The sequence below is a fragment of the Actinomadura harenae genome, assembly GCF_003696215.1.
Taxonomy (GTDB): Bacteria; Actinomycetota; Actinomycetes; order Streptosporangiales; family Streptosporangiaceae; genus Spirillospora; species Spirillospora harenae.
In genome coordinates this window covers 16,464-28,557 of record NZ_RFFG01000099.1, presented here as the reverse complement: position 1 = coordinate 28,557, position 12,094 = coordinate 16,464, and the positions used below count along the sequence as shown (strand labels likewise).

Genomic DNA, 12,094 nt, shown 5'->3' with positions numbered 1-12,094 from the left:
ACGCCGCCGCCGAGGAGGGCTTCACCTCGCCGGACGCGGCGTCCGCCTCCTACCTCGACGACGAGGACCAGGCGCCCCTGCGGGAGCGGATCCGCGGGTTCGAGGCGGTCGAGGCCGTCGTGCGCGCCGAACTCGCCAACCGGGCGGTGGCCGGGGCGGCATCCCGTCCGGCACCCGATCTCGAGTCGCTGACGGCGGCGGTCGAGCGGGCCGAGGCCGCCCGCACCGCCGCCGCGTCCGCCGTGTCGCGCGCGGGGCAGCGCCTGTCCCGGGTGACCGTGCTCGGGGGGGAGCTCGCCGGGGCCGTCGCGGCGTGGCGTCCGGCCGCGGAGGCGCACGCCGTCGCCGAGCGGATGGCGGGCCTGACCTCGGGCCGGTCGCCCGCGAACCGGCACGCGATGTCGCTGTCGGCGTACGTGCTCGCGGCCCGCCTCGAACGGGTCGTCGCCGCCGCCAACGAGCGGCTCGCGCGGATGTCCGGCGGGCGGTACGCGCTGCGGCACACGGTCGACAGGGCGGCGGGCGACCGCAGCCGGAGCGGCGGCGGCCTCGGCCTGCGCGTCGTGGACGCCTGGACCGGCAGCGACCGCGACCCGGCCACGCTGTCGGGCGGCGAGTCGTTCATCACCTCGCTGTCGCTCGCGCTCGGGCTCGCCGACGTCGTCACCGCCGAGGCGGGCGGCACCGAGGTGAACACCCTGTTCGTGGACGAGGGCTTCGGCACCCTCGACGACGAGACCCTGGACGAGGTGATGGCCGTCCTCGACGCGCTGCGCGACGGCGGCCGGGCCGTCGGCGTCGTCAGCCATGTCGCCGAGCTCCGCACCCGCATCCCGGCGCAACTCCGCGTCGCCAAGAGCCGCACCGGCTCGACCGTCCGCGTGGTGGTCTAGCCCGTTCCGGCCCGGTCCGGACGGCCCGTGCCGCCTCGTCCCGTGCCGTCCGGTCCTGCCTGACCGTTTGCTGGGCGAGTCACGGAAAAGCCCTCGGGGGCCGGTGGATCATGGTTAGCCTCCCCTGCACCGCTCAAGATCATTTTCTTCGAGAGTGTGGGTGAACAAGTGCATAGAGGAACAAGGATCGCGCTCGTCGCGGGCGGCTGCGCGACGGCGGTGGCCGCCGTCGGCGGCGTCGTCGCGCTGGTCGCGCCGGACTCCACGTCGTCGGCCGCGCCGAGCTCGAGCAGCGAGGCCGCGTGGCGGCTCGTCCAGCCCGCCAACCGCGCCGGCAAGGAGGTCCTGTCGCTGGCGTCGACGCCCGGGGGCGGCATGTGGTCCGCGGCGTACGACTCGTCCACGTACAAGATGACGGTGTCGCGGCTGACCGCGAAGGGCTGGACGCCGGTGTCGGTGCCCGCGTCGCTGACCGGGACGTTGCCGGAAGGGGTCTCCGCCACCTCCGCGTCCAACGTGTGGGTGGCCGGGCAGAAGACGGACAAGAGCAGTGGCTACCACCGGGCCCTGGTGTGGAACGGCACGACGTGGAAGAGCCACGACCTCGGCGCGGGCTACTGGCCCGGGGGCGTGGTGACCACGGGGCCGAAGTCCACGTGGGTGTTCTCCGCGACCGCGGACTACGCGCGCTTCTGGAACGGGTCGTCCTTCAAGAACCAGAAGATCGGCGTCTGGCCGCGGGCCATCGGCGGCACCAAGTCCACGGACCTGTGGGCCGTCGGGCACCTGAAGGGCGTGCCGTCCGTGGCGCACTGGAACGGGACGTCGTGGAAGCGGACGCCGGTTCCGGCGATCCCGAACCTGGACACGAACGGGGAGGCCGCCTCGACCTTCAACTCCGTGGTGCCGGTGTCGTCCTCCAACGTGTGGGCCGCCGGCACCATTTACACGAAGGTGGGCGGCAAGACGGTCACCAAGGCGCTGCTGGGTCACTGGAACGGCACCGCCTGGAAGGTCGCGGTTGGCGCGGCCGGCACGTACTACTCGGACATGGCCTCGGACGGCGCGGGCGGCATCTGGATCTCCCAGGGGACGACCATGCGGCACCGGTCCAAGTCCGGCACGTGGACGAAGGCCGCCCTGACGGTCCCGGCGGGCGTGTCCAGGACGTACGTCTCCGCCATGGTGAACCAGGCCGGGAGCAGGACGGTCTGGGCCGCCGGCGGCATGCTCACCGGCAACAAGATGCAGTCCGCCTACTGGCACTAGAGGCCGGATAGGTGAGCGGGGCCCGGCCGACCACGGCCGGGCCCCGCTTCGTCCAGCCGCCTCCGCGCGAACCTTACTGTGTCAAGGCGCTCGGCCCGGTGCGCGCGGACGGTGGATCAACGGGCCCGGACGATGGGTCACACGAGGACGACGGCCCCCACCGAAGCATGGGGGCATGTCTGTTTCCACTGGTTCCGGCCGGGGCGCCGCGCTCGCGGCGCTGTTCATGGCGAGCCTCTCCCTGGTCACCTCGGAGTTCCTGCCGCCCGGCCTCCTCACCGCGATGGCCCACGACCTCGGCGCGAGCGACGGAGCCGTCGGGCTCTCGGTCGGCGCGACCGCGCTGGCCGCGTTCGCGGGCGCGACCTCGCTCGGCGCGGTCCTCCCGCGCGCCGACCGCCGGCTGCTCATCACGGTCCTGGCCGGTGTCGCGGCCGTGGCCAACGCGGTCGTCGCCGTCGCCCCCGCCCTGTGGGTGCTGCTTCTGGGCCGGCTCGTCCTCGGCGTCGCCGTCGGCGGTTTCTGGTCGCTGGCCCTGGTCATCGTGTCGTCGTTCGCCGATCCGGCCCGGATCGGGCGGTCGATGATGGTGGTGAACGCCGGGACGATGACGGCGACCGTCGCCGGTGTCCCTCTCGGCATGCTGCTGGGCACGCTGCTCGGCTGGCGTCCGGTGTTCCTGCTCGCCGCCGTCCTCTGCGCCGCAGCGGCCGTCTCCGTCCGGTCGACGGTGCCGCCCGTCGCGCCCGGGGCGGCGGGAAGCGGACGCGTCCGGCCGTCGGCGGTGGTCCGGCAGGTGGGCGCGGTGCCCGGCCTGCTGGGAGTCGCGGCGGTCACGGCGGGGCATTTCGCCGCCTACACCTATGTGCGGCCGGTGCTCGAACTGGATCCGTCCATGACGTCCCGGGGGAGCGCGGTGGTGCTGGCGCTGTTCGGTGTCGGCGGCCTGGCCGGGAACCTCGCGATCGGCGTCCTCATCGATCGCCGCCTGGGCGCCTTCCTCGTCGCGATCCCTGCGGCCGTCGCGGCCTCGGTCCTCGTGGTCGCGGTACTCGGCCGGCACGCGCCCGCCGTCATGGTCGCCGTCCCGGTCTGGGGCGTCGCCTTCGGGGGCGTCATCACGATGGTCTCCACCTGGGTCGCGAGGATCGCGCCGGGGCGGATCGAGTCCTTCAACGCCGCCGGTATCGCCGTGTTCCAGCTGGCCACCGTGCTCGGCTCCGCCTCCGGGGGGTTCGTGGTGGACGTCCTGGGCGTCCAGACGGACTACGCGCTGGCCGCGTCCCTGGCGGTGGTCGGGGCGGTGCTGCTGCCGCTGTCGATCCGCCGCCCGTCGCGCCAGCGCGCCGGGGACGTCCCGACGGCGCGCGTGAACGCCCGGGAGAACGCGGCCGACGACCCGTATCCGAGCTGACGGGCGATCTGCTCCGTTCCGAGGCCGCCGTCCCGCAGCAGCCGCCGGGCCCGTTCGATCCGGACCGCCGTCACGTAGCGGACGGGCGTCTCCCCGGCGGCCCGGCGGAAGCGGACGGCGAACTCCGAGCGGGACAGCAGCGCCACCCGGGCGAGGTCGGCGACCGACCACGCCCGTCCCGGGTCGTCGTGGATCGCCGCCACGGCGCGGGCGACGCCGGCGTCCTCGACGCGCATCAGCCAGCGGTCCGGCGCGCATCCGCGTTCGAGCCAGGAACTCACGACGAGCGAGGCCAGCAGCGTCGCCGAATGCCGCAGGACGTCCGTCCTGAACTCCCGCGCCCCCTTGAGCAGCTCCCCGAAGAGCACCTCGACCAGGGGTTCGTTCCGGGCGAGGTCGGTCAGCAGGATGCGGGACGGCAGCCCGGCGTCGTTCCCGTCCCGGACCAGCCCGACGCTGAGCAGGTCGACGTCGGTGAGCGCGTGCAGTTCATGCCGGACGCCGGTGGGGAAGCACACGAGGTCACCGGCGGCGAGGTCGGTGGTCCCCTCACCGCGGACCCGCAGCAGTCCCCGCCGGACGAACGTCACCCGGCTCGTCCCGGCCGGCATCTCCCGCCAGGCGCCCCCGCTCAGCCCCACGTCGCCCGCGTCCGCGAACTCCCAGGTCAGGCTGGAGACCCAGCGTGCCCGGCCGCCTTGATCGTCCACCACCCTCCCGACAACACCCGCGCTCGTCCCACCATTTCCCCCGAAGCGGGCGCGATGGTTCGACTCAGCTTGAGATCAACTGTCGGAGGTGCCTGGCAGGCTCGGGGCATGCCTCTTCACGTCGCCGGTCGCCGCCGCACCACGCTCGACCGGGAGTTCCCTGACGCGCTGATCGTCGATGTGACCTCCCGTGGTCCCGAGCCGTGGACGCGGCTCAGTCCGTTCTGGCCGCATGGCGGCATTCCCGTGCCCGGCCATCCGGAGCGGACCTCGCAGTCCGTCGAGGGTGTCTGGCAGGCGTTGAAGGTGTTCGCCGGTGAACCGGAGGACTTCTCCAAGCTGGACATCACGACGATGAAGGGCATCAAACGGACCGTCCGGCGGCTCGGTGCGCCGTTGGGGCATCGCTGGGAGGGGCGCCTGCTCGGCTACGAGGAGGCGAGGCGCGTCCTGTTCGTCCCGACCTACCGCTGGATGCTCGAACACCGGGCCGCCGACCTCGTCGCCGAGCTGCGCGCGCTGAGTGATCGGCGGGTCGTCGTCCTGCTCGACTACACGACCAACGGCGACATCACCGATCTCTCCACTCCGCTGTCGCACGCGGCGCTTCTGGCCCAGTGTGTTCGGGAGTCCTGAGCGGACGCTCGGAAAGTCGGTGGCACACCCGGCGTCGGCCCTGCCATCGTGCCGGGATGCACGCTTCGATGCTCGACGCGCTGGTCAGGCGGGCGAACGCCGACGGACACGGTGACGACGCGAAGGCGCTGGCCGACCTGATCTCCGAGCTTCCCGCCGACGACGCCACGGGCGCGGCCGTGCTGGAGGCTCTTCAGGGCGCCACCCCGCGCACGTGGGCGAGGCTGGACGAGCGGCTGCGGAATGACGACATCTACCGGAACGGTCATGTGCATGGGAGGCGCGCCGCGTCCAAGGCCCGCCTGACCAGCGAGATCGGGCTGCTGCGTGCACTGTGCTCGGCGGACGGGCGCGTCCGCGAGATGGCCTTGCGACGCCGGGTGGACATGTCGCGGTTGCTGCCGGTCGTGGTGCTCCGGGCGGCGGACTGGGCCGGGCCGGTTGCGGACAGGGCCCGCGCACTCCTGCCCGGCCTGCTGAGGGACGCGCTGGGATCGGCGGACGCGCGGGCGGTGACGGCCGTCGGGATGGCCGCGCACCTGGCCGGCCGCCGGCGCGGCGACGTCGTCCTCGGCCTGGTCACGGACCTTCTCGCGGACGCGTCGCCCGAAGCGTTGGCGGCCGTCCGGGGCGCGGACGACCGGCACGCGCGGCGGCTCGCCTATCGGATCTGGCTGGACGGCCCGGACGTGGAGGCGCGGGGCGTCCTGGACGCGATGCTCGCCGAAGGCGACAACGTCTGCCGGGCGTGGTGCGGAAGGTTCCTGGTGGAGCGGGTGGTCGCCGGAGGGTGTCCCGACCTGGTGGAGCCGCTCCTGTCCGCGGGGAGTGGCGTCCTGCGGGCCATGGCGCTCGACGCGCTCGTTCGGTCGGGGCGTCCCGAGCGCGGGCGGGAGTGTCTCGGGGACCGGTCCGCGGCGGTGCGCTCGGTCGCGCAGTGGGCGGTGCGGCGTCTGGGTGAGGACCCGGCGTCCCTGTACCGGGAGGCCCTGGCCTCGTATGTGGACGACGGGACGGCGGCGGTCGCCGGAGCGATCCTGGGATCGGGGGAGTGCGGCGGTCGCGAGGACGTGGCGGTCGTCGAGCCGTTCCTGCGGCATGCGCGGCCCCGGGTGCGGGCGGCCGCGGTGCGGACGATCGCGTCGCTGGGCGGCCGGGACGGCTGGCCGGTGCTGCTGACCGATCCGGCGCCCGTCGTCGTCCGGACGGTCGGGCGGGAGGTGATCGCGCGGGAGGTGATCGTCCCGGTGGAGGAGCTTCGGGGGTTGCTGCGGTCGGCGGGGCCCCTGCATGTGCGGAGGGCGGCGCATCTGCTCCTCGCCTGGCACGGTACGTGGACGCGGCTTGAGGCCGACCTGTGGCTGCTGGCCGTCCACGACCCCGATTTGGGGCCCGCGGCGCGGTCTGACCTGCACATTTGGCTGGACCGTGACGCACGGGCCGTTTACGGGCGTCCGCCCGCGGGGGTGGGGGAGGAACTGGCGCGGCTGGTCCGGGTCGCCGGGGGTGAGTTGCGGGAGGGGGCCGAGCGGCGGCTGCGGTGGCAGCTCGGCCTGGCGCGCGAGTCTTAGGGAGCGCTTGGTGGTATTTGGCGGTTCGGTGTTGGAACGTCCTGGAATATTCAGGGCATGGCCGGGTCGCCGGAGGACGAGTACCGGGCGGGCAAGGCGCTGCGCAAGCGGGTCCGGAGGAGCGCGCACGCCGAGTGGGCGCCGCCCGCGCACCGGCGGGACCCGGTCGGGGTGATCTTCGCGCAGGACGAGGGCCGGCTGCGGGACCTGGTGCCGATCCGGCACGAGCGGATGGCGGCCGATCCGTTCGCGTTCCTGCGGGGCGCGGCGGCCGTCATGGCGGGGGACCTCGCCACGACGCCGACGACCGGGCCGGCCGTCCAGGCGTGCGGGGACGCGCACCTGATGAACTTCGGGTTCTACGCCTCGCCCGAGCGGGTCCTGGTGTTCGACGTGAACGACTTCGACGAGACGCTGCCGGGGCCGTGGGAGTGGGACGTCAAGCGGCTCGTGGCGAGCTTCGCTGTCGCAGCGCGCGATCAGGGGTTCGGGGACGGCGTCGCGCGGAGGACGGCCCGCCTGGCCGCGACGTCCTACCGGGAGCGGATGCGGAGCCTCGCCGAGAGGACGAACCTGGACGTCTACTACACGATGACCAGGGCCGACGACGTCTACGCGCGGATCACCGGGAAGGGCGCGCGCAGGCGGGCCCGGAAGCTCATCGACCGCACCCGGGGGCGCGGCAACCTCCAGGCGGTCGCGAAGCTCACGCGGCGTGAGGGCGACTCGCTGCGGATCGTCGACCAGCCGCCGCTGCTGGAGCGCGCGAAGGCGGGCGAGGCGGAGGAGATCGTGGCGCGCGGCCTGGACGGGTACGCGCGTTCGCTGCCCGACGACGTCGCGTTTTTGCTCCGCGAGTACCGGTACGTGGACGCGGCCCGGAAGGTCGTCGGCGTGGGGAGTGTCGGGACGCGGTGCTTCGTCGTCGTCCTGCAGGGGCGGGACGTCCGGGATCCGCTGGTCCTCCAGATCAAGGAGGCGGGGCGGTCGGTGCTGGAGCCGCACCTGTCGCCGAGCGCGTACCGGAACCAGGGACGCCGGGTCGTGGCGGGGCAGCGGCTGCTCCAGTCGGTCAGCGACGTCTTCCTCGGCTGGTCGGCGGACGGCCCGCACGACTACTACTGGCGGCAGCTGCGCGACATGAAGGGATCGGTCGACATCGCGGACCTGAACGAGTACGGGCTCGGCCTCTACGCCCGGCTGTGCGGCGGCACCCTGGCCGTCGCGCACGCGAACACCGGGCCCCGCGTCCGGATCGCGGGCTATCTCGGGCGTTCGGGGGTGTTCGACGAGGCCGTGGCCGAGTTCGCGATGGCCTACGCCGACCAGAACGCGCGGGACCACGCCGCGTTCCGCGCCGCCGTCCGGCCGCCCGGCTGAACCTTCCCCGGCTGAACCTGCCAGAGCTGGGCCCGCCCGGCTGGGCCCGCCGTCCCCGGCTCAGCGGACGACGTCGAAGACGTTCTTCTGGAGGCCGTTGGAGTACGCCTCGTGCTCGACGAGCCGCAGCCGCTGGGCGTCCTTGTCGGTGGTGCTGAACAGGCGCTTGCCCGCGCCGAGCAGGACGGGGAAGACCAGCAGGTGGTAGCGGTCGATGAGGCCGGCGTCCGACAGGGAGTGGTTGAGCGAGGCGCTGCCGTGGACGATGATCGGGCCGCCCTCGCCCCGCTTCAGCTCGGCGACCTCGTCGACCGACCGCAGGATCGTGGTGTCGCCCCAGTCGTCGACCAGGTCGTCCTCGGTCAGGGTGGTGGACACGACGTACTTCGGCAGCGTCTTGTACCGGGCGAACTCCTCCATCCCCGGCCAGACCTCGCGGAACGCCTCGTAGCTGGTGCGGCCCATCATCATCGCGGCCGCCTCCTCCTGCTCGCGGCCCTTGATCTCGAACGCCTCGGGGACGAACTCGATGTCCTTGAACGTCCAGCCGGAGTTGCGGTAGCCGGGCTCGCCGCCGGGCGAGTCGACGACGCCGTCGAGGGAGATGAACGCGGTGCTGATCAGGGTGCGCATGAGGATTCCTTGAGTGTGCCGCCGGTCGCCCGATGTCGCTGAACCTAGCCGGAGGCTCTGACAAGCCCGGTGACGGAAAACGGTTGGACGCGTTGAGTGATCAAACAGTAACTATAGGTGAGCAATGTTCGGCAGTTCACGAGAGGGCAGCACATGCACCGATCCATCGTCCGCCCGGCCCTGGCCGCGGCGCTCGCCACCGCGGCGCTCGCCACTGCAGGGACCGCCCTTGCCACGCCGCCGGTCGCCGCCGCCCCGTCCGATGTCACCGGGCGGCAGTGCGTCGACGGCGGCGGCACCATCATGGGGGACGACCCGCTCCCGCTGGGCTGGTGCATCGGGGGCAAGTACGACGGCCAGCCGATCACTGACAAGTGATCCGTCCGGCGGGGCCCGGGCCGGACGGTCACGCCGTGGACGTGCGGTCCGGGCCCACCGGGGAGCTCCAGGTTCCCGCCTCGGTGACGAGGGCGGACGCGGCGCGGGCGGTACGGTCCGCGATCCGGCGCGGCGGCATCGGACGGTCGTTCTCCAGCCACCACGTGATGGCCCGCACGAACATCGCCGACATCAGCGTCGGGGCCGGCCCGGCCGCTGCCGCGGGGGCGACCCGGCCGCTGCCGCGGGGCGGCGGGTCAGGTCAGAGGTAGAGGCCGGTGCCGTGCTCGGGGCGCTCGCTGGCGATGGCGTGCAGGTCGCGTTCGCGCATGACGAGGTAGTCCTCGCCCTGGATCTCGACGACGAACTGGTCCTCGGGGTGGAACAGGACGCGGTCGCCGACCTTGACGGCGCGGACGTGGTGGCCGACGCCGCAGACCTCGCCCCAGCTGAGCCGGTTGGACTGCTCCACGGTGGCGGGAATGACGATGCCGCCGGTGCTGCGGCGCTCCCCGCTCTCCTTCTCGACCTTGATCATGACACGGTCGTGGAGCATCTGGACTTCGAACTTGGCCTGGTCGGACACCCTCGGAAGATACCAGTTACGGGGGGTCCGTCCGCCCCGCGTCAGCAGGTGGGCGGGATGGACGCGATGGTCAGCGCGACGGTGGTGAGGGGCGCGGCGACCGAGACGGCGGCGGCGATCCGGGCCAGCGGGCGGGTCAGCGGACGCGGGTCGGGCGCGGCGTCCAGGCGGGCCAGGCGGCGCGTGAGGGGGCGGTCCCCGGCGGCGGCCAGGGTGCCGGACGGCCCGGGCAGCACGGCCAGGTTCTGCAGCGCGGACCGGACGGCCTCCGGCCCGTGCCGCCGGACGGCGGCGTCGTCGGCGGCCATCTCCAGCAGCAGCGGGACGGTCGTCATGGCCCGGCGGAGCGTCGGCAGCCACGGCAGCGCGGCATGGCTGAGGTCGAGCAGCATCAGCAGGGCGTGGTGGCGTTGCCGCAGGTGGGCGCGTTCGTGGGCGAGGACGGCCGCCAGCTCGGCGGGAGCCAGCCGGGTGCGCGCCCCGCTGCTGATCACGATGGAGCGGGCCCCGGCGGGCAGGCAGTAGGCGACCGGCAGCGGATGGTCGAGGAGCAGGACGTCCGGGTGCCGGTCGTCGGCGCGGGCGACGAGGCGGAGCATGCTGCGGTGCCGGCGGCGGCTCCGGACCGTCCGCCACGCGCGGGGGACGCCGCGCGACAGCCGGACCGAGCACAGGACGGCGAGGGCGCAGCTGCCGAGGCCGCCCCACAGCAGGCCCGGGTGGGAGTGCGGGGTGAGGCAGGTCGACAGCAGCTCGGCGAAGCCGTGCCCGGCCGCGCCCGGCCAGAACAGCAGCAGCGTGACCAGGCCGAACAGCGACGCCCACAGGCCGAGGACGGCGCCCGTCCAGCACAGCACGGCGCTCGCCGGGTGGTGCCGCGCGAACGACGCCGCGTCCAGGGACGCGCCCGCGCAGCACCCCAGCGCGGCGATCAGGAAGATCAGCTGGACGCCGAGAACCAGCACCCCGTCAGCCCCGCGCCTCGTCACCGGCGCCCGAGCCCGAGCCCGAGCCCGAGCCGGGTTCGGTGGTGCGGGCGTTGAGGGCGTCCAGCATGCGGCGCGCGTCGGCCTCGGGGACGCTCTCGACCAGCCGGGCCAGGATCGCGCCCTGGTCGGGGGAGTCGGTGAGGGCGTCCAGCAGGAGCGCGACGGTGAAGTCGTCGCGGCTCTGCGTCGGCGCGTACCGGAACGCCTGGCCGTCGGGGACGCGGCGCAGCAGGTCCTTGCGGGTCAGGCGCTCGGCCACGGTCTGGACGGTGTTGTAGGCGAGCCTCCGCCCGGCGGTCGCGTTGAGCAGGTTGAGCAGTTCGCGGACGCGCAGCGGCTCGTCCGCCGCCCACAGCGCGTCCATGACCGCCCGCTCCAGCGCGCCGCCGAGATCGCCCACGAGGTTCCCTCCTTGCCGTTCCCGCTCGGGCCATTGTCCCGCATGGCGGGGGAGTCCGGCGCGGCCGGGAGGCTCAGGACACCCGGACGCCCCCGGCGAACGGGCGTCCCGCGATCGGGCTGATCTTGACGACGTCGCCGGTCTGCGGCGCGTGGACCATCTTCCCGCCGCCGATGTACATGCCCATGTGGTGCAGGTCGGAGTAGAAGAACACCAGGTCGCCGGGCTGGAGCTGGGCCTGCGTCACGTGCGTGCCCGCGTTGAACTGCGCGCCGGTGTAGTGCGGCAGGTTCACGCCGACCCGCGCGTACGCGTACAGGGTCAGCCCCGAGCAGTCGAAGCCCTTGATGTTGGCGCCCTGCGCGATGCCGTAGGACGGCCCGGACGCGTTGCCGCCGCCCCACGAGTACGGGACGCCGAGCTGGGCCAGCGCGTACCGGACCGCCTGCGCGCCCTTGCCCGATCCGGGCACGTTCGGCGTCTTGCCCGGCTTCTGGCCGGACGCCGGGTTCTGCGCGTCCAGCTGCCCCTTGGCCTTGTCGTACAGCTTGGACACGGCCTCGCGCTTCTTCGCGAGCGCGGAGCGGAGCGCCTCGACCTGCCGGGCCCGGTCCTGCGCCTGGAGCCGCGCCCGCCGAGCGCCCTGCACGGCCTGCATGAGCGCCGTGACGCGCGTCCCGTTCTGCGTGGCGAAGAACCGCAGCGTGGACGCCTGGTCGAGCAGCGACTGCGGGTCGGCCGAGGCGAACATCCGCTGCGTCGGGTCGGTCTCGCCGTTGATGTAGGTGGTCGCGGCGAGCCGGGCGATGTCCCGCCGGACGGCCTCCAGCGAGCGTTCCTGCTGCCGCGCGATCCCGTCCGCGACCTTCGCGGCGCGCCGCGTCTCGGCGAGCTTGACCTTCAGCCCGTTGTACTGCTCGGAGAGCTGTTCGAGCTGGTCGTGGAGCTTGTTGACGTCCTGCTTCGGCTTGGCCGGGGCGGCGTGCGCCGGGGGGACCGTGACCGGGGCCGTGAGGGCCGCGACGGTGATCCCGAGGACCACCGTCGTCCGGGCCAGGGGGACGGGGCGTTGCCGGAGGACGGGGTGTCGGACCGTTCTTGCGGAGCGCACGTGCTCTCCCTTCGCGAGCCGCCGCTCGGGGCGGCCGGGGGCGGTCTGCGGACGGGCCCGGGCCGCGCCTCCTCGGGTGGCGGCGCGGTCCCGGGCCCTGTGGACTCCCGACGCGCCCTCGGGG

Annotated in this window: 13 protein-coding genes and 1 pseudogene; 7 read left to right on the top strand and 7 right to left on the bottom strand. The window is 73.7% G+C overall.

What is annotated here, in order from left to right; all coding sequences use genetic code 11:
• From EBO15_RS34925 to EBO15_RS34915, 3 genes and pseudogenes are all read left to right on the top strand, one after another.
• The coding region (locus EBO15_RS34925) for an SbcC/MukB-like Walker B domain-containing protein (RefSeq protein WP_147481796.1) at positions 1-893 on the top strand (893 nt) is incomplete at its 5' end.
• A 168-nt stretch (positions 894-1,061) separates the two neighbouring features.
• A complete protein-coding gene (locus tag EBO15_RS34920; protein ID WP_147481795.1) occupies positions 1,062-2,162 on the top strand; it encodes a hypothetical protein in 1,101 nt (366 codons plus the stop codon).
• A gap of 175 nt (positions 2,163-2,337) precedes the next feature.
• Positions 2,338-3,309: pseudogene (locus EBO15_RS34915) on the top strand (MFS transporter); the annotation flags it as partial.
• 119 nt (positions 3,310-3,428) lie between these two features.
• Here EBO15_RS34915 and EBO15_RS46450 read toward each other — a convergent pair.
• A complete protein-coding gene (locus EBO15_RS46450; RefSeq protein ID WP_122198747.1) occupies positions 3,429-4,286 on the bottom strand; it encodes an AraC family transcriptional regulator in 858 nt (285 codons plus the stop codon).
• A gap of 108 nt (positions 4,287-4,394) precedes the next feature.
• On the opposite strand from EBO15_RS46450, the gene EBO15_RS34905 reads away from it, so the two are divergent.
• From EBO15_RS34905 to EBO15_RS34895, 3 genes are read left to right on the top strand one after another with little or no spacing between them, the layout of a single operon-like run.
• Positions 4,395-4,922, top strand: coding sequence for a DUF6939 family protein (locus EBO15_RS34905; protein WP_122198746.1), 528 nt, complete (start codon positions 4,395-4,397; stop codon positions 4,920-4,922).
• Between the two features lie 56 nt (positions 4,923-4,978).
• Entirely contained in the window at positions 4,979-6,493 is a 1,515-nt protein-coding gene (locus EBO15_RS34900; RefSeq protein WP_147481794.1) for a hypothetical protein, read from the top strand.
• A gap of 57 nt (positions 6,494-6,550) precedes the next feature.
• A complete protein-coding gene (locus EBO15_RS34895) occupies positions 6,551-7,873 on the top strand; it encodes a DUF2252 domain-containing protein (protein ID WP_122198744.1) in 1,323 nt (440 codons plus the stop codon).
• A 60-nt stretch (positions 7,874-7,933) separates the two neighbouring features.
• Here EBO15_RS34895 and EBO15_RS34890 read toward each other — a convergent pair whose 3' ends face one another.
• On the bottom strand, positions 7,934-8,506 hold the full coding sequence (locus EBO15_RS34890; RefSeq protein ID WP_122198743.1) for a dihydrofolate reductase family protein: 573 nt from the start codon (positions 8,504-8,506) through the stop codon (positions 7,934-7,936).
• Positions 8,507-8,659: 153 nt separating this feature from the next.
• Between EBO15_RS34890 and EBO15_RS34885 the strand changes: the two genes are divergently transcribed.
• Positions 8,660-8,884: a hypothetical protein gene (locus tag EBO15_RS34885; protein WP_122198742.1), complete on the top strand. Its 225-nt coding sequence runs from the start codon at positions 8,660-8,662 to the stop codon at positions 8,882-8,884.
• A gap of 28 nt (positions 8,885-8,912) precedes the next feature.
• Here EBO15_RS34885 and EBO15_RS44615 read toward each other — a convergent pair whose 3' ends face one another.
• The 5 genes from EBO15_RS44615 to EBO15_RS34865 all read right to left on the bottom strand — a co-directional run bounded on the left by EBO15_RS44615 (position 8,913) and on the right by EBO15_RS34865 (position 11,970).
• The gene (locus EBO15_RS44615; RefSeq protein WP_158628444.1) at positions 8,913-9,068 is read right to left on the bottom strand and encodes a TetR-like C-terminal domain-containing protein; all 156 of its coding nucleotides are present in this window, start codon (positions 9,066-9,068) and stop codon (positions 8,913-8,915) included.
• 78 nt (positions 9,069-9,146) lie between these two features.
• A complete protein-coding gene (locus EBO15_RS34880; protein ID WP_122198752.1) occupies positions 9,147-9,440 on the bottom strand; it encodes a GroES family chaperonin in 294 nt (97 codons plus the stop codon).
• A gap of 71 nt (positions 9,441-9,511) precedes the next feature.
• Complete coding sequence (locus EBO15_RS34875; protein WP_122198741.1) at positions 9,512-10,435, bottom strand: M56 family metallopeptidase; 924 nt, start codon at positions 10,433-10,435, stop codon at positions 9,512-9,514.
• A 4-nt stretch (positions 10,436-10,439) separates the two neighbouring features.
• Positions 10,440-10,859 carry a BlaI/MecI/CopY family transcriptional regulator gene (locus tag EBO15_RS34870; protein ID WP_199744991.1) on the bottom strand — a complete coding sequence of 140 codons (420 nt, stop codon included), beginning with the start codon at positions 10,857-10,859 and terminating at the stop codon, positions 10,440-10,442.
• A gap of 73 nt (positions 10,860-10,932) precedes the next feature.
• Entirely contained in the window at positions 10,933-11,970 is a 1,038-nt protein-coding gene (locus tag EBO15_RS34865) for a C40 family peptidase (protein WP_233616640.1), read from the bottom strand.
• Positions 11,971-12,094 lie beyond the last annotated feature (124 nt).

Bases quoted from the DNA above. Each gene is read 5' to 3' on its own strand.
- EBO15_RS44615 (WP_158628444.1), bottom strand. From the start codon at position 9,068: ATGTTCGTGCGGGCCATCACGTGGTGGCTGGAGAACGACCGTCCGATG.
- EBO15_RS34885 (WP_122198742.1), top strand. From the start codon at position 8,660: ATGCACCGATCCATCGTCCGCCCGGCCCTGGCCGCGGCGCTCGCCACC.
- EBO15_RS34890 (WP_122198743.1), bottom strand. From the start codon at position 8,506: ATGCGCACCCTGATCAGCACCGCGTTCATCTCCCTCGACGGCGTCGTC.
- EBO15_RS34880 (WP_122198752.1), bottom strand. From the start codon at position 9,440: ATGCTCCACGACCGTGTCATGATCAAGGTCGAGAAGGAGAGCGGGGAG.
- EBO15_RS34895 (WP_122198744.1), top strand. From the start codon at position 6,551: ATGGCCGGGTCGCCGGAGGACGAGTACCGGGCGGGCAAGGCGCTGCGC.
- EBO15_RS34905 (WP_122198746.1), top strand. From the start codon at position 4,395: ATGCCTCTTCACGTCGCCGGTCGCCGCCGCACCACGCTCGACCGGGAG.
- EBO15_RS34900 (WP_147481794.1), top strand. From the start codon at position 4,979: ATGCACGCTTCGATGCTCGACGCGCTGGTCAGGCGGGCGAACGCCGAC.